General features: G+C 65.1%; 17 protein-coding genes and 1 pseudogene. 8 read left to right on the top strand and 10 right to left on the bottom strand.

The genetic code is table 11. From position 1 onward, the window contains the following. Window positions 1-119: 119 nt before the first annotated feature. Both AWC31_RS38320 and AWC31_RS22445 read right to left on the bottom strand, forming a co-directional pair. A complete protein-coding gene (locus AWC31_RS38320; protein WP_085146160.1) occupies window positions 120-239 on the bottom strand; it encodes a ClpX C4-type zinc finger protein in 120 nt (39 codons plus the stop codon). 1,023 nt (window positions 240-1,262) lie between these two features. After that, the gene (locus AWC31_RS22445; RefSeq protein ID WP_085146159.1) at window positions 1,263-2,102 is read right to left on the bottom strand and encodes an SDR family oxidoreductase; all 840 of its coding nucleotides are present in this window, start codon (window positions 2,100-2,102) and stop codon (window positions 1,263-1,265) included. 120 nt (window positions 2,103-2,222) lie between these two features. Between AWC31_RS22445 and AWC31_RS22440 the strand changes: the two genes are divergently transcribed. The 4 genes and pseudogenes from AWC31_RS22440 (at window position 2,223) to lysE (ending at window position 4,646) form a co-directional block, all read left to right on the top strand. After that, complete coding sequence (locus tag AWC31_RS22440; protein WP_085146158.1) at window positions 2,223-3,134, top strand: LysR family transcriptional regulator; 912 nt, start codon at window positions 2,223-2,225, stop codon at window positions 3,132-3,134. 77 nt (window positions 3,135-3,211) lie between these two features. Then, window positions 3,212-3,430: pseudogene (locus tag AWC31_RS22435) on the top strand (integrase core domain-containing protein); the annotation flags it as partial. 84 nt (window positions 3,431-3,514) lie between these two features. Then, complete coding sequence (locus AWC31_RS38315; protein ID WP_133060210.1) at window positions 3,515-4,009, top strand: class I SAM-dependent methyltransferase; 495 nt, start codon at window positions 3,515-3,517, stop codon at window positions 4,007-4,009. 37 nt (window positions 4,010-4,046) lie between these two features. Further along, complete coding sequence (lysE, locus tag AWC31_RS22425; RefSeq protein ID WP_085146156.1) at window positions 4,047-4,646, top strand: L-lysine exporter; 600 nt, start codon at window positions 4,047-4,049, stop codon at window positions 4,644-4,646. 54 nt (window positions 4,647-4,700) lie between these two features. Here the strand turns inward: lysE and AWC31_RS37490 are convergent, their stop codons facing one another. Further along, the gene (locus AWC31_RS37490; protein ID WP_165766031.1) at window positions 4,701-4,868 is read right to left on the bottom strand and encodes a hypothetical protein; all 168 of its coding nucleotides are present in this window, start codon (window positions 4,866-4,868) and stop codon (window positions 4,701-4,703) included. A 325-nt stretch (window positions 4,869-5,193) separates the two neighbouring features. On the opposite strand from AWC31_RS37490, the gene AWC31_RS22420 reads away from it, so the two are divergent. After that, window positions 5,194-6,588: a serine hydrolase domain-containing protein gene (locus AWC31_RS22420; RefSeq protein WP_085146359.1), complete on the top strand. Its 1,395-nt coding sequence runs from the start codon at window positions 5,194-5,196 to the stop codon at window positions 6,586-6,588. Window positions 6,589-6,594: 6 nt separating this feature from the next. Here the strand turns inward: AWC31_RS22420 and AWC31_RS22415 are convergent, their stop codons facing one another. The 5 genes from AWC31_RS22415 to AWC31_RS22395 are packed head-to-tail and all read right to left on the bottom strand — an operon-like array spanning window position 6,595 to window position 11,624. Then, complete coding sequence (locus AWC31_RS22415; protein WP_085146155.1) at window positions 6,595-7,959, bottom strand: guanine deaminase; 1,365 nt, start codon at window positions 7,957-7,959, stop codon at window positions 6,595-6,597. Between the two features lie 19 nt (window positions 7,960-7,978). Next, window positions 7,979-8,878, bottom strand: a complete 900-nt coding sequence (gene pucL, locus AWC31_RS22410; protein WP_085146154.1) for a factor-independent urate hydroxylase — start codon at window positions 8,876-8,878, stop codon at window positions 7,979-7,981. Window positions 8,879-8,881: 3 nt separating this feature from the next. Next, complete coding sequence (gene uraH / locus AWC31_RS22405) at window positions 8,882-9,205, bottom strand: hydroxyisourate hydrolase (protein ID WP_085146153.1); 324 nt, start codon at window positions 9,203-9,205, stop codon at window positions 8,882-8,884. Beyond that, window positions 9,202-9,714, bottom strand: a complete 513-nt coding sequence (gene uraD / locus AWC31_RS22400) for a 2-oxo-4-hydroxy-4-carboxy-5-ureidoimidazoline decarboxylase (RefSeq protein WP_085146152.1) — start codon at window positions 9,712-9,714, stop codon at window positions 9,202-9,204. The genes uraH and uraD overlap by 4 nt, the downstream gene beginning before the upstream one ends. Before the next feature lie 5 nt (window positions 9,715-9,719). Beyond that, window positions 9,720-11,624: a PbuX/PucJ/PucK family nucleobase permease gene (locus tag AWC31_RS22395; RefSeq protein WP_085146151.1), complete on the bottom strand. Its 1,905-nt coding sequence runs from the start codon at window positions 11,622-11,624 to the stop codon at window positions 9,720-9,722. Window positions 11,625-11,745: 121 nt separating this feature from the next. Between AWC31_RS22395 and AWC31_RS22390 the strand changes: the two genes are divergently transcribed. Both AWC31_RS22390 and AWC31_RS22385 read left to right on the top strand, forming a co-directional pair. After that, window positions 11,746-12,579, top strand: a complete 834-nt coding sequence (locus tag AWC31_RS22390; RefSeq protein WP_085146150.1) for an FAD binding domain-containing protein — start codon at window positions 11,746-11,748, stop codon at window positions 12,577-12,579. Then, window positions 12,576-15,263 (top strand): molybdopterin-dependent oxidoreductase, encoded by a 2,688-nt coding sequence (locus AWC31_RS22385; protein ID WP_085146149.1) that lies wholly within the window; start codon window positions 12,576-12,578, stop codon window positions 15,261-15,263. The genes AWC31_RS22390 and AWC31_RS22385 overlap by 4 nt, the downstream gene beginning before the upstream one ends. Window positions 15,264-15,337: 74 nt before the next feature. On the opposite strand, the gene AWC31_RS22380 is transcribed toward AWC31_RS22385, so the two are convergent. After that, on the bottom strand, window positions 15,338-16,660 hold the full coding sequence (locus AWC31_RS22380) for an MFS transporter (RefSeq protein WP_067848016.1): 1,323 nt from the start codon (window positions 16,658-16,660) through the stop codon (window positions 15,338-15,340). Between the two features lie 199 nt (window positions 16,661-16,859). Continuing rightward, a complete protein-coding gene (gene npdG / locus AWC31_RS22375) occupies window positions 16,860-17,600 on the bottom strand; it encodes an NADPH-dependent F420 reductase (RefSeq protein WP_207626405.1) in 741 nt (246 codons plus the stop codon). A 140-nt stretch (window positions 17,601-17,740) separates the two neighbouring features. On the opposite strand from npdG, the gene AWC31_RS22370 reads away from it, so the two are divergent. After that, on the top strand, window positions 17,741-19,399 hold the full coding sequence (locus tag AWC31_RS22370; RefSeq protein WP_165766030.1) for a PucR family transcriptional regulator: 1,659 nt from the start codon (window positions 17,741-17,743) through the stop codon (window positions 19,397-19,399). Window positions 19,400-19,437 lie beyond the last annotated feature (38 nt).

Genomic DNA, 19,437 nt, shown 5'->3' with positions numbered 1-19,437 from the left:
CGGCGGCGATCCGGGACTAGGCGACCCCGCGCTGGCGAAGCTCGGCGACACGGGCGCGTAAGTCTGCCTCGACGTTGGCCGTCGTCGCGGCAACGCGCGGGATCTCGTCGAGCAATTCATCATCCGAGTACTCCCCCGGTCCCGCAACGCGAGTTTGTCTCGATTTGTCGATCCGCCATAATCGCAACACATTTGGTGACGCAATCGCCGCAGATGTACACCCCGTGACCGCTGATCAGCTTGTTGACCTAACGCGATTCGAGCCCCGCAGAACGCGCAGTACATCATTGCCGACACCGCATTGCCCATGATTCACAACCCGTCAGGGTGCCGCCCATAGTGTCGCCGCGAAGCTGCACACGGGCGCTATCGCGCATCCCGGTGTTAACCGACCGACCAGCGCACTTCCCGCCGGAGAGCACATCGAACGAATCGGCAAGGGCAATCGTCACCGAAACGGTGTCATCGATACCAGAAATCGCCGGCGGCACGACGGGCGCGCTGACTGCACCAGCGGGCGGACTACCACTCCGCGGATAAACCGGTCGAACAGGCCGCCACCAGCAGCAATCCGGCGGCCACGACAAGCAGCCTCATGGCACCCCCACCTGCCGTCCGCAACCAGTCATCGATTCAACATCGAGCGCAACACCGCCAAGCCCAGCGCAAGGCCGATCCAGGCCCGCTACACCTAGCCCGGACCGGGCGGGGTCACCGCAACGTAAACCGCGACCATGGCCAGAAAGACCTGCAGTCTGTAAATCAGGTGAATGGCGAACAGTTAGGCCACGAATTCCACCGGCCCGCTTCGCTGCTTTAACAACGGGTAGTGCCAGTGCTCATGGTGTAACCCCGGGAAGGCGTATGCCCCGTTCGCGGTCAATCGGATCGGCCATAGCGCCACAACGGTGGCCAGCACCCAACACCGCAACGAATCTGCCTTCAAACCCGTGCAATACCACCCGTAGTGCAGGCATTCGCAGGAGAGCCAGGCTCTAGTACTCGTCGTAGACGCTGGAGTTCTGCAAGGCCCGGCTGAAGGAGAAGATCAGCCGTCACCAGCATCTGCGATCAGCGTAGCCAGCCACAGCGGTCCAGCACTCTGACCCCCCGCGGCAGCCAGGCGGCCGCCAGCGCTATGGCCATGAGGTGGGCCGCAATGACGATTCCGAGCGAACGGGGACGGCCAGATGTTCGACACGCTCGGCGAAGCTAGTAGCAGCTTGATCGCGAGGTTGGCTACCCGTGTGCCAGCGCGGCGGTCAATCCGTCGCATGCGCGGTCGAGTCGGCGGCGAAGTCTGCGGTGGCAGCGTTGTCGCGCTGGGCCGCCACGTCGTCGAGCCGCTGCTGTAGCGCAGCGGTCATGAGTGTCCACGCGTCCGAGCCCAGCACCAGGCGCCGCGGCGGCGGGCAGGCGCCGGCGGCACGAATGATGGCGGCGACGGTGCGGACCGGGTCGTCGGTCATCTCCTCGGCAGTCAAGGGCGGCCGATCGGCGGGTCCGCCGACGTAGGGCGCGCTGAGCGGCACCCGTGGCGCCGCGTCGAAGAAACCGGTGCGCACCACCCCTGGCTCGATCAGGATGGTGCGGATGCCGAAGGGCGCGACCTCGGTCGCCAACGCGTCGAAGAAGCCTTCGATACCCCACTTCGTGGCGTGATACAGCGAGAATCCGGGAAACGTCAGGTGGCCACCCATGCTCGACATCTGCATGAGCAGGCCGCCGCCCTGCGCCCGCAGATGAGGCAGCGCGGCGCGGGTCAGCTGGATCGATGCGGTCAGGTTGGTGGCGATCAACGTTTCGACGTGCCCGTCGTCGAGGTCCTCGGCGACGCCGAACACCCCGTAGCCGGCGTTCGAGACGACGACGTCGATGCGCGGGTGAGCGGCGAATGCCTCGGTGACGACACCTCGGACGGCATGGGTGTCGGTGACGTCGAGCGCACGGCGCCACAGGCGGTTGCCGTGGCGGTCGGCGAGGTCGTCGAGCTGCTCCGGGCGGCGCGCTGTCGCGGCCACGGTGTCCCCGCGCGCCAACAGCTGCTCGACGAGCTCGCGGCCCATTCCACGGGAAGCGCCGGTGACGAACCAGGTGGTCATGTGTCTGTCCTTCCGTTGGGTTCGTTCGTCTCAACAGCGGGGGCGGGTCCCTGCAGTCCATGTTTGCGATGAGCATTCCGATGCCTACCCATACGCATCACGCATGGATAGGGTGGGCCGGTGGCGGACGTGACGCTGGACGGGCTGCGAGTGTGCCGGGAGATCGCGCTGACCGGGTCCTTCTCCGCGGCGGCCAGAAGTTTGGGCTACTCGCAACCGGCGATCTCCCGTCAGGTCGCGGCCATGGAGGCAGCGGTGGGATACCGGCTGTTCGCCCGGGAGGTGCGCGGGGTCAGTGTCACTCCCGCCGGCGCCGCGGTCGTGGCCCATGCGGCGCGCATTCTGGGCGCGGTGTCAGGGCTGCACCGCGAAATCGACGCTCTCGGCGATCGCCTCGCAGGCCGGGTCACCGTCGGTGCTTTTCCCGCCTCGATGGCCGTACTCATCCCGCGCGCCGTCGCGCGGTTGTCCACCGAGCACCCCGGTCTGGTCGTGGCGCCAACCGAGGCGGCCACCCCGACGCTGCTGCACGATCTGCGCAGCGGCCGGCTCCACGTTGCAGTGATCGCAACGGGACAGGAGCTGCCCGACTACGACCTCGACGAGTTCGCCCGATACCGCCTGCACAGCGGTGATCTGTGCGTCGCCGTGCCGACCGGCCACCGACTCGACGGCGCGGGCCGCGTCGACGTCAGGGAACTCATCGGCGAGACGTGGATCGTGGGCGCCGGATCAGCCGGAGATCCGCAGTTCGGGGCATGGCCGACACTGACCGATCCCGTTATCGGCCACCGGGTCACCGGGTGGCCGGCCCGGCTCGGGCTGGTGGCGGCCGGACTCGGTATCTGTCTGGTCCCAGGCTTGGCGGCCCGGTCGGTACCCCGCGGGGTGACTACCGTCATCGTCGACGATCCGAGTTGGTCGGGCCGCGCGGCCCTGGCCCTCACTGAGAAGTCGGTCAGCGACGGTGCGCGCGCCGTGGTGGCCGCACTCCGGACGACCGCCGAGGAACTGCAACTTGTGCAGGGGTGAGGGCCTTTTTGGCGCCCAACATCATTGACCTTGATGCGGTTTCCGCCACAAGCACCACCTGATTGACTGCATCGGCCTTCACCGGACGGTTCAACCACCCGCCGGTGGAAGTGCTCTTTGATGCGATCTGCTGCGAACACGGCATCGAGCACCTGCTGACCCGGTTGCGCTCACCGACCAGCACCGGCAAGATCGATCGATTCCATCGCAGCCTGCGCGCCGAATTCCTTGCAGCGGCAGCTCCTTTCCCGTCGTTGAAGGCAGCGCAGCAGGCATTGGATGCGTGGGTGCTGGAGTAAAACACCGCCCGCCCGCATCAGTCGTTGAAGATGGACACGATCGGTGAACGCCCAGGAGGTGAATTGCACTCCGTGATCCGAATGAATGATCCCACCGGCCTGCGGGTCACGATTGGTGAGGGCCATCCCCAGCGCGTTGGTGACCAAGGCTGCGGTCTGACACGAATCGATCGACCAGTGTGCGCCGATGCCGCCACCGACTCCTGGCAGCTGACCGATCGCCCGGAGATCGATGCCGTCATCAGCGGCCTGCCGCTGTTGTCCATGTCTGCCGGCGCGGTCACCGACGTAGTCGCAACGGCGGTGTCGGTACTTCGACCACAGGGACGCTTCTACCAACTCACCTACGGGCCGACGTGCCCTGTCCGGCCGAATCTGCTTACCGCACTGCGCTTGCGTGCTACCCGAATCGGCTGGACGCCACGTAATCTTCCGCCGGCTTCGGCCTACCGGATCGAACGCCAGTCCGAGGTGACAACACTCGGAGGCGCACCTGACAAGGTCCGGCGGGCAAACGTGACAGTATGGATGAGCTCTTGCTCATTAGCGCTGCTAATGCTTATGAAGAAACATTAGCTGTACTTGATCAGACTGCTTCCTTACCGTCGGAGGGGTGAACTCCCCTGTGCTGCTCGGCTTCCTCACGACCATGGCGCTGATCGCCGCGATCGGCGCTCAGAACGCCTTCGTGCTGCGCCAAGGCATTCGCCGTGAGCACGTGGTCCCGGTCATCGCGGTTTGCACGATCTCTGACCTCATCCTCATCGCGGCCGGCATCGCCGGCGTCGGCGCACTCATCACCGCCCACCCCGACGCCGTGACGGTCGCGAAGTTCGGCGGCGCGGCATTCCTCATCGGCTACGGCGTGCTCGCCGCCCGCCGCGCCTGGCGCCCCTCGACACTCAACCCCTCCGAACGCTCCCCCGCCCGACTCGCCGAAGTCCTCGTCACCTGCCTGGCCCTCACCTGGCTCAACCCCCACGTCTACCTCGACACCGTCGTACTGCTCGGCACCCTGGCCAACGAACACCACAGCCAGCGTTGGCTTTTCGGCGCCGGCGCGGTCGCGGCAAGCGCACTGTGGTTCACCGGCCTCGGCCTCGGTGCCCGTCGCCTCGCCGGCCTCTTCGCCACCCCCATGACATGGCGCATCCTCGACGCCATCATCGCCGTCATGATGATCGCCCTCGGCGTCGGCATGGCCCTCTCCTGAACGACAAAGGCGGGGCACCCGATCAAGGGTGCCCCGCATCTGTGTCGTCGTGCGTCAGCGGCCGTTGCCGAACGTCGGCGTGATATCGCCGACCGTGGCCTGATGCTGAATGTCATGCACCCACTGATGATGCGTCACATCGGCCTGAGCCGGCGCAGCCAAACCAACCAGGGCGGCAGCAAAACCGGTAATAATGGCGCCGGCAAATCCAAACTTCTTCATGGCAAAGCCCCTTCTGTCTCAGATTCGAGCCGTGGCAGATGTCGCGGTTCGGATGTCTCCTCCACCGGTTCGGGGGATTCCTACCCGGTCTGACACCCACAACAGCCCACCCAACACGGTTAATTCCACTGGCAGAAATTGACCGCCACCTGGCAGAAACCGCACATTCTGGGCGCGACCTTCGGGGGCCCCGGCTAACGTTTAGGTGGTGACGGTGTCTCGATCACGTGCTGCTGCCCATGTGTACGCGGCTGCGACCGTCATTCTCACGCTCGCCGCGTGCGGACAGGGCGCGCAGCCACAGCCCGACCCCACGACGCCGGCGATGACCGCACCGGCCGCACCGGTGACGACGACGCCGCCCGTCGTTCCCATGGGTGACTTCGCGCCGGTCGCCAAACTGATGAACGATGCGATTGCGGCACATCGGTTGCCGGGTGCGGTGGTACAGGTTGGGCACGCCGGCAACATCGTCTTCCGTCAGGCCTTCGGCTCGCGCAAGCTCGCCGACGAACCAGGACTGGACGGGGCGCCCGCGCCCGCCGAGCCGATGATCGAGGACACGATCTTCGATCTGGCCTCGTTGACGAAAAGCCTCACGACGGCCACCGCCATCATGCAGCTCTACGAACAGGGCAAGGTTCAGATCGACGAACCCGCGCAGACCTACCTTCCCGACTTCAACCCGGCTGACGATCCGCGCCGGGCACAGGTGACGCTGCGCATGTTGCTCACTCACACGTCGGGCATTGCAGGAGATCTGAGCCTCGACGGGCCGTGGGGGCTGGACAAGGCCGACAAGGTCGATGGCATTCGCCGTGCACTCGGCGCGTGGGTGGTGTTCAGCCCTGGCGAACTGTTCCACTACTCCGACATCAACTTCATCATTCTCGGCGCACTGATCGAGAAGATCACCGGCGAGCCGTTGGAAGATTACATACGGCACAACGTCTTTGAGCCCCTTGGCATGAACGACACCTACTATCTGCCCGCGGCCAAAGCATGTGGCCCACACCAGGTCCGGGGAACCGCGATCGCTCTCGATCCAGGCGCGCCCGAAGTTGACGAGTGCCCGCCGGGCACTTGGAATACCGAGCTCTTGACGCGTGTCGCCCCCACCGCGGTGGACGGGGACACTCCGGGCCTCAACCCCGATTTCGGTCACCTGTTGCGCGGTACGGTCCATGACCCGACGGCCCGGCGCATGGGTGGCATATCAGGAAGCGCCGGGGTGTTTTCGACTGTCCACGATGTCGGTCTGTTCGCGCAGGCTCTACTCGATCGCCTCGCCGGCCGGCCGAGCGCGTTTCCGCTGACGCGCTCGACCCTGGAACTGATGACGACGCCACAGCAACCTGGACACACCGCCGCGCAATTGGAAGCCGCGAACAACGCCGCCCGCGAAGCCATCGAAACCTCGCCCAACTCAACCGATCCCTTGCTTGCCCCGCACTATCCCGCAATCGCCGGACAAGACCTGCGCGGCTTCGGCTGGGACATCGACACCGCACATTCCCGGCCACGTGGTCTGATCTTCCCGATCGGCAGCTTCGGGCATACCGGATTCACCGGCGTGACGCTGTGGATCGACCCGGGCTCGAACACCTACGTTGTTGTCCTCGCGAACGTGATCCACCAACGTGGCGGCCCACCGATCGCGGGGCTGAGCGGCGAGATCGCGACAGTGACCGCACGGGCCCTGCATTTGTACGGGGCGTAGCCAACCTCAACCGAGCTTGCGGCCCTTGACGTACACCTGCACAACAGCGTCGTCTCTCATGCCCATCAGCAGTGTGAACAGCAGTCGGTCGCGGTCGCCGTTCTCGATCTGGGCCAGTGTTTCGGCCAGCAGTTCCTGGTGGTGGGGGTCGACCACCACGAAGTCGGCTTCCTTGCCTACGTCGAGGTTGCCGATCCGCGCTTCCAGGTCGAGCGCACGCGCACCGGCGAGCGTCGCGGTGAACAACAGTTCGGCCGGATGCAGCGCAACCGCATGGTCTCCCGGCTCGGACATGTGCACTTTGAAGCAGTCGTTGAGCACACGGGGCATCAGCCACTCGTCGCCGGCGCTCACATCGGTGCCCAGCGACACGTTCACCCGGCTGCGCACCGTGGAGCGCCACGGCATGACGCCGCTGCCGAGGAACAGCTGGGAGGTTGGACAGTGCGCGATCGACGTCGCGGTTTCGGCCATGCGGGCCAATTCGTCGGCGGTGCAGTGCACCGCGTGTGCCAGCACGCTGCGTGGGCCCAGCAGCGTCTTGCCCGCCGGTGTTGAGCCTCCACCGAATCTGCCGTCGTAGGTGTCCAGATAGGTTCGTACACCGTAGGTTTCGTGTACCGCCGCCACCTCGTCGACGTTCTCGTTGAGGTGAGTGTGGAAGTACACGCCCCGATCGCGGACCGAATCGTAGACCTCGCCGAGCGCGTGGAGGGTGTGCGCCGTCACCGACAGGGCGAACCGCGGCACCACCGCGGCGTGCACGAGTGCAGTCGCCGGATCACCGGTGTCGGCACCGTGCCACCGGTCGATTTCGGCCACCGCCAACGAGATCGCCGTCGTCTCGTCGGTGAGCAACGGCCCGGCCGACGGCGGTCCCACGGTCTGGATGCCACGGCCCGAGATGGTGCGCAACCCGGTCCGGATCGACTCGCTGAACAGAGCATCCTGAGCGTGGGGAAAAGCAGATCCGAACACCAGTGCCGTCGTCGTACCCACGCTGATTCGGCGGCGGCAGAAGTCTCGCGCCGCCTGCTGTGCGTAGGCGGGGTCGGCCAGTTTGGCTTCGGCTGGAAATACGCAGCGCGCCAACCAATCCAGGAGCCGGCCGCCGCCGTAGGCGTCGGTGCAGTAGGTCTGCGGGAAGTGTATGTGCGTGTCGACGAACCCGGGTAGCAGGAAGGCGGGCCGGAAATCTACAGTTTCGGCGTCATCGCCGGGCCGGTCTGCGTAGGCACCGCTGTAGGTGATGCGTCCGGTGTCGTCGACCACCACCACGCCGTCGGGCTCGCTGACCAGGCAATCGCGTACGTCGGCCAGCTCAGGGTTGCCGCCGATGTGCATCAGGTGCCCGCGATACGCCCGCGTCATCCCGTTCACCCGGTATTGGTCACGCCAGCCAGCCCTGCTGCAGATCCCAGGCCGGACCGGGTGGCGGGGCGTCGTCGCGCGTGACGGTGGCCTGGATGAGCCCGTATGGGCGGTCGTCGGCGTGGAACACCTCATTGTGGTTCTGCAGCCCGAACGGTGTCAGGTCGTAGACGAAGTGGTGTTTGTTGGGCGCCGACAACCGCACTTCGGCGATCTCGGGACAGCTCTCCAGCACTGCCTTCCCCATGTGAAAGAGGCTCTGCTGCAACGCCAGCGAGTGTACGACGGCGAACTGTTCGGTCAGCCGAGCCTTGACGCCGTCATACATCTCGTCCCAGGCCACATCGGTTGTGGTGAAGCGCCATTGCGCGATCAGCGAAGTCGCCATGACGCGGTCATGGGTGGGTTCGAGCACCGTGTACTCGTCGGTGAGGAAGCCGGCGAACTCCGAGCCGGTCGACTTCAGGATGACCAGATCTTTCAGTCCGCCGATCACCCATTCGCCGTCACCGTCGACGGTCACCGCTGCGGTGCGCGTCTCCTGCCCCCGGCGGATCCAGGTGTGGTCGTGCTCGGAGCCGTTGACAACCACTCGCTGCCAGGCGTATTCGTCGATCTCGATACGGGCGGCATCGACGGGTTCGACGTCATTCACGAAGTGGCGGGCCAGCGCCAGGCCGTAGTCCTCGATGGTCGATATCCCCGGTTGTTTGGCATAGGCGTACACAGTCTGTTTCTGTGTGTCGGTGGGTAGCACCCGGGATTGATCGCCGGTGAGGTGGGCGGCGCTGAAATCGCCGCGCAGACAGGTCGACACGTTGAGGTCGTGGATCTCGTGGCGGGGGCTGTCGCGGTAGATCCGCACCACGCGGTTCTCCGCCTTACCGTACTGGTGTTTGCCCAGAATGATGTTCGACATGATTCAGCTCCCTCGGTACGTCGAATAGGCGAAGGGCGCCAACAACAGTGGCACGTGATATCTGTCTGAGGTGCCGGTGATAGACACGGCGACCACGACTTCCGGGTAGAGGGCGTCGACTCCGTGCGCGGCGAAATAGGCGGCGGTGTCGAAACATAACCGGCATACTTCCGGCACCGGACCGCTGTACAGGTCGGCGATCCTTCCGTCGCTGTCGGTGGCGGACTGCGCCAGCACGGCGCCGTCGGCTCCAATCAGTGTCACCGCCACCCCGACGGCCGGTCGGCCGGTGACGGCGTCGAGAACGTGGGTGCTGATGTGGGTCACGTCGTCGCCTCCTCGGTGAACAGACGTTGTAGACGGAGTCGGTTGATCTTGGCCAGCTCGCTGCGCATCACCCGGCGTTCGGTCTCCGGATCGTTGCACAACCGCTCGGTCAGGATGGCGAGAAGTTCCTCGGCGGAGCGCCCGCTGGCGCACACCAGGTACACGTAACCGAATTTGTCTTCGTAGGCCTGGTTTTTCGCCGCCAGTTCGGCGCGGACTGCGTCGTCGGCGTCTGCCACCCCGGCCTGTTCACGCGCCGACGACGCGTTGTCGACCCGGCCGCCGATACGCGGATGACCGTCGAGCGCGGCGTCGATCTCGGCGTCGGGAAGTTCGGCGAGGATCCGATCGGCTCGGTCCAGCAGCGCATCGACGTTCCGGAACGGCGTACCCGCCAGCACTCGTCGCGCCCAGATCGGCGACGAGCACACCTCGAACAGCATATGCATGCGTTGCCGGTCGCTGAGCTGGTTGAATCCGGCGATGCCGAGCGCACGGTGGGTGGGCATGCCCGTCAGCGTAGATCGCCGAGGCGGCCGAACCGTGCCGCCGCGATCGGGTTGGCGTCGGCAACCAGGTCACCGAACCGGTAGTTGACGATCTTGGCGATCTCGATCAGCGCGAACGCCTTCTCCGCACCCGGAGAGTTGTCCATCCGCGCCCACCCGTTCTGCAGGACACGGTCGAAGTGCTCAGTCTCGCGGGCGCAGATGATCAGCGGGAATCCGAAGTGTTCGCGGTAGGCGGTGGCCAGTGCGACGACGTCGTTGTGGTCATCCTCATCGAGATTTGACAGCGCAACGTGGTCGACGGCCAGCGCCCGGCCGGTCTCGTCTTCTGCGCCGAGGTCGGGAAACGCCCGGATCAATTGCAGTTGTTGTTCGGAGGAGCCGGTGAGCAGGGCGTCTTGGAAAGCTTCTCGCAGCGCGTTGGTGTCGGTGAACGGCCGGCGCTCGAATACCCGGTCGAGCACCCACTCCACGTTCTGCACCACACCGCCGAAAACGTCGGTGAAACGGTGCTCGGTCATGGTGTTGACTTCGTCGAGGGTTATCGTGCCGCCGCCGGCCACCGGGGCGCCGCGCCCACCGAGGTGGAAGAACACGACGTTGAGCAGGATCGCGGCGATTGCGCCGATGCTGATGCCGCTGCCGAACAGCAGATCGATGCCGGTCGGCAGTGCTTGGGCCACATCGGGATACGACGTCACCCACAGCGCCAGCGCCAGGCTGGTTGTCACGATGATGAGGTTGCGGTGGTCGGTGAAGTCCACCTTGCCCAGCGTCTGGATACCGACGACCGCTACCGTCGCGAACAGCGTCAGCGCCGCCCCGCCCAACACGGGTTGGGGTATCGAGGACACCACTGCGGCGACCTTCGGCAGAAAGCCCAGCAGGATCATGATCGCGCCGGCGGCGGCCACCACCCAGCGGCTCTTGACCCCCGTCAGCCGCACCAGGCCGACATTCTCCGAAAACGCGGTGTAAGGAAAGGAATTGAAGATCCCGCCGATCGCGGTGGCCAGACCGTCGGCTCGCAGCACATTGCCGATGTCGGACGCTTTGATGCGCTTGCCGACGATTTCACCCGTGGCATAGGTACTTCCGGTGGACTCCACGGCGGTGATCATCAGCACGATGATCATCGTCAGACAGGCAACGACGTCGAATTTGGGCAATCCGAACAAGAACGGCTGGGTAAAGCCCACCGCCGACGCCTGTCTGACGTCGTCGAAGTTCATATCCCCCAGGACGAATGTCACCACGCAGCCGGCGATCAGGCCTAGCAGCACGGCGATCGTCGCCAGGAATCCACGGAACACCCGCTGGATCGCGACGATGACGGCAATGGTGCCCAGCGCGTACAGCAGCCACCGCAGGTTTCCAGGATCCACCTCACCGGTGTGCGGGTTGGTGACGGCGTCATGCGCGCCGACCGGAACCAGGCAGAGGCCGATGATGGTGATCAACGTTCCCGTGACCACGGGTGGAAAGAAGCGCAGCAACCTTATGAAGACCGGCGCGATCAGGAAGGTGAAGATCCCGGCGACGATCACAGCGCCGTAGACGTAGAGCAGGCTCGCCGAGCCCCCGCCGTGGGCCAGCCCGATGGCGATGATGGGCGACACCCCGGCGAACGTCACGCCCTGCAACAACGGCAGTCGCACGCCGATCTTCCAGAACCCGACCGCCTGGATGATCGAAGCGATACCGCAGGTGAACAGGTCGGCCGTGATCAGCTTGACGAGGTCTTCGGTAGGTAGGTCGATGGCGTTGGCGATGAGGATCGGCACCAGCACGGCGCCCGCGTAGAAGGCAACGACGTGTTGGAAGCCGTAGGTGGCGAGCTTGGGAACCGGTGGCACCTCGTCGACCGGATGCACACGCTTCTTGCGCTTCTGGGTGATCGGTCCCGCCATCGTCCAAGGATGGGACAGTTTGTGGCAGTTCGCACGCCGAGTGGCCGAGCCGGTCGCAGTACCGCTTGGCGAGTTCGCTGTTCACGCTGCACGGTACGGTCGCATTGATTACCGTCCGGGAATGGACCTCAACACCGTCGAGGTGGTCGACCGACCGACCCGTCGCGACGAGTTGTGGCCGCTCGCAACGGGTGACGCCATACTGGCCGGCGGCACCTGGCTGTTCTCCGAACCCCAGCCGCATTTACGTCGGCTGATCGACATCACCGGGCTCGGTTGGGCTCCGATCACATTGCACGACACCGGGATCGAGCTGTCCGCGACATGCACCGTGGCCGAGGTGTCGCGGCTTTCGTACAGCCTGAGCGCCCATCGGCCGAATTGGGCGGCCGCGCCGTTGTTACGTCAGTGTTGCACTGCGTTGCTCGCGTCGTTCAAGATCTGGCACCACGCCACGTTCGGTGGAAACATCTGCCTTTCGTTGCCGGCGGGGGCGATGATCTCGCTGGCCGTCGCGCTGGACGGTGAGGCCACGGTGTGGCGGGCCGACGGTAGCGACTACCGACTGCCAGTAGCAGATCTCGTCACCGGTGTCGGCACCAACGTACTGGCCACGGCGGACGTGCTGCGCTGCGTGCACCTGCCGGCCCCAGCGTTGCGTGGCCGCACCGCCTACCGCAAGCTCGCCCCGTCTCCGTTGGGCCGCTCCGGCGTGGTGGTGATCGGTCGCCGCGACACCGCACCCGACGGTGGCCGGTTCGTGCTCTCGGTGACCGGGGCGACCGTGCGCCCCTACGTGTTCACGTTTTCCGAGGTACCCGACCTGCGTTCGGTGCACGACGCGCACGCGTCGATCCCGGTCGACGCGTGGACCGAGGACGCACACGGAGATCCGGACTGGCGGCGGGCAGTGACGCTGGTGCTGGCCGAGCAGGTCCGCTCGGAGCTGGCGTGAGCATCACGGTCAACGGCGAGGTGATGCCCGGTGTACCCAGGGCGGGCCAGTGTCTGCGAACTTTTCTGAGAGACCACGGCCACTTCGAAGTCAAAAAGGGATGCGACGCCGGAGACTGTGGGGCATGCTCGGTCCTGATCGACGGCGTTGCGGTCCATTCCTGTGTTGTCCCGGCTTTTCGCGCCGACGGCCACAGCGTGACCACCGTCGCCGGTTTGGGCACCGCACTTGACCTGCATCCCCTCCAGCGCCGATTCGTCGAAGCGGCCGGGTTCCAGTGCGGCTTCTGCACGGCCGGAATGATCACCACCGCCTCGACTCTCACCGAACAACAGCATGACGACCTGCCCGAGCACCTCAAGGGAAATCTGTGCCGCTGCACCGGCTACCGCGCGATCACCGACGCGCTGTCCGGCGCCAACAACGTCGAAAAGTCAGGCGGTGCAGGACATTCAGTGGCCGCGCCGGCAGCCGTGAGAGTCGTGACCGGCACCGAGCAGTACACCATGGACCACCTGCCGAACGGCTTGCTGCACATGGCGGTGCTGGGCAGTCCGGTGGCGCACGCGCGCATCGCCGCCATCGACACCGGTGCCGCCGCGGCGATTCCCGGCGTACGCCTCGTACTGACCCACCTCGATGTGCCCCGCATCGCGTTCTCCACCGCCCGCCACGAAATCCGCGACGACGACCCTGACGACACCTACATTCTCGACAGCACGGTCCGGTTCGTCGGGCAGCGGGTGGCCGCCGTCGTCGCTGACAGCCTCGCAATCGCCGAACAAGCTTGCCGCGCAATCATTGTCGACTACGAGCCGCTACCGGCGGTGTTCGATCCCGAGCTGGCTCGTTCCGCCGGGGCTCCGCTGCTGCACGCCGACAAGGGACCCGAGGCCCGCGTCGCCGACGTGTCGCGCAACATCGTCGCCGAACTGCACGGCGGCGTCGGCGAAGTCGAAGGCGCCCTGGCCGCCGCACATACCGTCGTGCGCGGCCGTTACCACACCCAACGGGTACAGCACGCGCACTTGGAAACCCACGGCTGTACCGGATGGCGCGACGACGACGGGCGGCTGGTCATTCGCACCAGCACTCAGGTGCCGTTCCTGGTCCGCGATGAACTGTGCCGCATCTTCGGCCTGGAACGCGACGCGGTGCACGTGTTCGCCACACGTGTCGGCGGTGGCTTTGGCGGCAAACAAGAGATGCTGACCGAAGACCTCGTCGGGCTTGCCGTGCTGCGACTCGGCCTGCCGGTGCGCTACGAATTCAGCAGGTCCGACGAGTTCACGGTCGCACCGTGCCGTCACCCATTCCGGGTGGACGTGACCGCGGCGGCCGATGACGCCGGCATACTGACGGCGTTGGCGATCGACGTACTGGTCGATGCGGGCGCGTACGGCAATCACAGTCCTGGCGTCATGTTTCACGGCTGCGCCGAGTCGATCTCGGTGTACCGCTGCCCGAACAAGCGTGTCGACGCGCAAGCGGTCTACACCAACAACCTGCCATCCGGTGCGTTCCGCGGATACGGCCTGGGACAGGTCATCTTCGCAGTCGAATCCGCACTGGACGAGCTCGCGCAGCGCTTGGGCATCGACCCCTTCGATCTGCGCCGCCGCAATGTGGTCAAGCCCGGCGACGTTCTGGTGGACGCGCATGTATCCGACGATCTGATATTCGGCAGCTACGGCTTGGACCAATGCCTCGATCTGGCCCAGGCCGCGCTTGCCGCCGGCAACGAGGCCTGCGCACCAGTCGGCTGGCAGGTCGGCGAGGGTATGGCCATCGCCATGATCGCCACCATTCCGCCACGCGGGCACTTCGCCGAAGCCGCACTGTCGTTGCGCGCCGAAGGGCGGTACGAGTTATCGGTCGGCACTGCAGAATTCGGCAATGGGACCACCACGGTGCACCAACAGCTGATCGCCACCGTGATGAACTCCACCACCGACCGGATCCACATCCGGCAATCCGACACTGACGTATGTGGTTATGACACCGGAGCATTCGGTTCGGCGGGCATCGTCGTGGCCGGCCGCGCGGTGCTGGCTGCCTGCGAAACGCTGCGCGCTGAGATCACGTATGCGGCTGCTGAACTCACCGGAACCGACCCAAGAATGTGCGTGGTGGGCCCACACGGTGTGCAGTGCGCCACCCGATTCGTCACGTTCGGCGAGCTCGCGCTGCCGATGACCGCGACCGGTCACCACGACGGCACGCCCCGCTCGGTGGCGTTCAACGTTCACGCCTTCCGCGTGGCGGTCAACCCCGACACCGGGGAAGTGCGGATACTGCAGTCCGTTCAGGCCGCCGACGCCGGCGTCGTGCTCAACCCCGAACAGTGCCGAGGCCAGGTGGAAGGTGGTGTGGCACAGGCTATCGGCTCAGCATTGTACGAGCAGATGCACATCGGGGCTGATGGCACCGTCCTCACTCGAACGCTGCGTAACTACCATATTCCCCAATTGGCTGACGTACCGCGCACCGAGGTCTACTTCGCCGACACGTACGACGAGCTAGGACCGCTCGGGGCCAAGTCGATGAGTGAATCGCCGTACAACCCCGTCGCCGCGGCACTCGCGAACGCGATCGCGCGCGCCTGCCGAATCCGCCCTCGGGAACTGCCGATGACACCCGCAAGAATCTGGCGCGCATTGCACTGCGCCTCTGGCCATGCCTGAGATTCAGATGCGGGGGATCTGACTGCCATGCATTCCATTTCAACCAACCGTCGGTAGTTTCGGCAGTCCGTGGATCACTTGCTGTGCGTCACTGCCGCTTCGCCCGCGGGAGTGGCGGGCCTCGGGGTCTCGTCCGACTCCTCGTCCTCGAATGCGGTGAGCCAGATCGTTGCAGCGACTGACAGTGCTGCGGCCACTGCGATGTATCCGGCGAAGGCGAGCACAGTTCCCGTGGAGGCGATCAGCGCAGCTGCCGCCAGAGGGGTGAGACCGCTACCGAAGATGGAGCCGAGCTGGTAGCCCATGGAGATCCCCGAGTATCCGACCCGGCTGTCGTAGATGCTGGCGAAAAAGGCCGCCATGGTCCCGTAAGTCGCGGCGTACGGAGTGAAGATCAGCAAGTAGCCCAGCAGTGCGAGGGCGAAACTGCCGGTATCCAGTAGCAGAACCCACGGAACGCCCATGAGACCCATGCCGATGTTCCCGATCAAGAACACCTTCTTGATGCCCACGCGGTCGGCCAAATGAGCGAAGGTTGGAATCAGGATCAGCGTGACGACTTGGCACAGCAGGATCAGCAACAGCATCTGGCTGTAACTGAAGTCGAGGGTGGTTGTTCCGTAGCTGAGGCTGTAGACCGCGGCACCGTAGATCACGACGCCATGCACAAGGTAGGCACCGGCCATCAGAATTACTTGCTTGCGGTATTGGCGCAGCACGCTCATCAGCGGGCTGGCTTCCTTCTCGTTACGCCGTTCCAGCCGCTTGAACTCGGGGCTCTCTTCGACGCGTAGACGAATGACGAGACCCACGATGACCAGTGCAAAACTCGCCAGGAACGGGATGCGCCAGCCCCACGCGACAAGTTGTTCCTCGGACATCATGCCCGTGGTGATCAGGAAGACGCCGTTGGCGATGATCTGGCCGGCCGGCGATCCCGCCTGGACCCAGCTTCCATACAGCCCACGTCGGTGCTTAGGGGCATGTTCGACGGTCATGAGAACGGCCCCGCCGTATTCACCGCCGACCGAAAGTCCTTGCACGAAACGGAGACACACGAGGAGCACCGGAGCCATGACCCCGATCGACTCGTACGTAGGCAGCAAGCCGATCGCGCCGGTCGCCGTGCCCATGACGATGAGCGTCATGACAAGCATGGGCCGGCGTCCGACACGGTCGCCGAAATGGCCGACGATGAGCCCGCCGAGCGGCCTGGCAACGAAGGCGACGCCGAAGGTCGCGAAGGAGAGCAGGGTGCCGACCAGCGGGTCATGAGAGGGAAAGAACACGTGGCGGAAGATCAGCGCGCTGGCCGTGCCGTAGATGAAGAAGTCGTACCATTCGATCGTCGTGCCGACGAAACTGCCGAGCGTGGCCTTCTTTGCGGGCGTGAGCATCGGGGAGCCTTTCTGCCGCCCTCAAACCTGAGGGGAATACGTGACCGGAGCTGAGGCGTGAGATCAATCACGCTAGGGGCGACGACCTCGGAAGCACACGGCCCGAGGAGACAAGTTCGACGGGAGATCTTTGGCAGTCGATGACACCTCCCGGGAAGACGTACCGACACCCAAAGCGCCTGGCCGAGATTCGTCGGCGTCAAGCCAGGGCGGCCTGCTGCTTTGTGCTCGTGCCGAGGTGGGTGACCTGAATGCCGGCGTGGGTCTTGTGCCGGATGTTGATCCCGATCAGGACGGGCGTGAGCCCCTCAAGAAGACGGCTCATCTCAAGCGATCCCGCGTCGACGACACGCAGTCCCGCGATACGCTCCAGCGCCGCGGCAGCCACCTGCTTGGCCTCCGGCTCGCCGCAGATCAGTGTGTCCTGATCGAGGGGGCGGGCAAGGTTGCGCAACGCGGCCGCGCTTATCGTGTGCAGACCCGACGCGAGCGCAACCTGGTCATCGATCGCCGAACGGGCCTGTTGGGCAGCGGAACCGTGCCAGGGGTCGATCAGATGTGTAGGGCGTCCGCCCACGGCGGTGGCGAGTGGAACCGTCGTGTCGAGCAACACCTGACCAGGACGCCACTGGTCGGCGACGCTTCTGAGGATCGCGACGTGGCTGGCGAACGGGACCGCCGCAACGACGAGTCGATCGGCTCGCGCCACTGCTTCGCCGTTCCGGCACCCGATGAACTTGCCGCCGCCGACGCGCTCGCGGGCCAGCTCAGCAGCACGCTGGGCGCGGTCGGCATCGCGAGAGCCGAGGCAGACCGTGTACCCCGCGACGCCGAGTCGTAGCGCAAGGCCGAAGCCCAGATTTCCTGTGCCACCCAGGATGGACACCGTCTCGCTGACCACATCATCAGTTGCTGCGGGAGATTTCGAACTTGGTGCCACGGTGCTCCTCCTCATCGGATCCGCCCACAGCCGGCCGGCCCGGGTACGGAAACCATAAAAACTCGGGACCCGAGTGACCCATGGCTACTCATGCCAAAGATCACCGCAATAGTTGTCGGTCAGCGCTACGCTTGCCGCCTATGAACGCGCCAGATGCCGCGGCTCCGAGGTCGAACGAAACTCTCACTCTCGGTGAGTTGCTCGCCGACGAAGTACTCGCCGGCGCCGAGTTGATCGCGGGGCATTCCGGGTTGGACCGGGCGATCAGCGCCGTGAACGTGATGACGGTTCCCGATATCGGCAGGTGGGTTCGGCAGGACGAGTTCCTGCTCGCCACCGGCTATCCGCTTCCGCGTGACGACGAGGATCAGGGCAAGCTGTTGACCGACCTGCACCAGCTGGGTCTGGCAGGCATCGGCATAAAACTCGACCGCTACATGCCCGAACTAGGACAGGGAATGATCGACGTCGCCGACCGTCTCGGCCTGCCCCTCGTCGTCATCCCGGAACGCATCCGCTTCGACGACATCCTGAGCAGGGCGTTCGCCATCATCGTCAACCGCCAAGCCTCGGCATTGGCGAAGGCACAAGAGATCCACCACTCCTTTCTCGCGATCACCCTCTCCGGTGGAGGTCTCGCTGAGCTGGCGAACAGCTTGTCCGGTCTGCTCGGAGAAGCGAGTGTCGTGATCACTGATCATCAGGGCACCGTTCTCGCGCTGGCGGGGGATGAAGCCCCCCTGGTGGATCTGCGCTTCCTGAAGACGACGTCAGCCGACTTGTTACGACTGGGCTTGACCGGTCTGCACACCGACAAGCGCACCGGCAAGCGGTGGGCGTCGCGCGAGATTCGCGCCGGGCGACTCCACCACGGCTTCGTGGTTGCCGTTGAGGCGGAGCGATCGTTCGGCGAATTCACCTTGGTGGCAGTCGGACAGGCAGCGATCGTGGCTGCATTGGAGATCACGCGTGACCTCGCGGTGGGAGCAGTCGAGCGCCGCTTCTCGTCCAACGCCCTGTTCGAACTGATCTCGGGCAGCGAATCCGAATCTGATGAATACGCCTCGTTGGGCTCTGGCTTCGGATGGGACCTCGAACGCGACATCGTCGTCCTGGTGGGCCGAAGGGAGGGCACCACTGACGAATCTCGGGCAAATAAGCGCCTGTCTCGTCTGGCAGACGATCGCGCCATCGAATTCTGGACCTCCGCGGTACGCAGCAGAGACCGATTGGCGGCCGCTGCGGGCCTTGGCTCCGAACTGGTCGCTGTCATCGGCGCCGACCAGGACGCGATCACCGTCGCACGCGCTATCCAAGACGAGGTCGCGCACTTCACACATGGTCAGTACGCAATCGGGGTCAGCCGCAATTACGTTGGGCCGGCGGGTGTCTCGATCGCATACCAGGAGGCACGCACAGCCCTGCGGCTCGGACCGCGCGTGTCGGGGGCCGGCGCGGTCACTGCCTACGGTGAGTTGGGCCTGTTCCGCTTGCTCGCGCAGGTCAGTGACGATGACCTACGGGCATTCGCTGAGGAAAAACTCGGACCTGTCCTTCGCATGAGCGAACCCGAACGGTCCGAGATGTTCCAGACCTTGGAGACGCTCATCGAACACAACATGAATATGGCCGAGGCAGCACGGCATCTCCACTACCACTACAACACGCTGCGGTACCGGCTCGCGAAACTCGAACGGCTCCTCGGTCCGTTCAGCACCAGCACGCCGGTGGCAATCCAAATCGGAGTGGCATTGCAGATCAACGAGATGCAGAAGATTCTGGCGAATCGGTCGAAATGATGGACCGGGCGTTCGGTCGTTCGTGAATCGCCCGCTGA

Origin of the sequence: Mycolicibacterium wolinskyi (assembly GCF_002101965.1) — a bacterium.
Taxonomy (GTDB): domain Bacteria; phylum Actinomycetota; class Actinomycetes; order Mycobacteriales; family Mycobacteriaceae; genus Mycobacterium; species Mycobacterium wolinskyi.
Note: the sequence above shows the minus strand (reverse complement) of the source record. Positions and strands in the feature narration are given on the sequence as shown.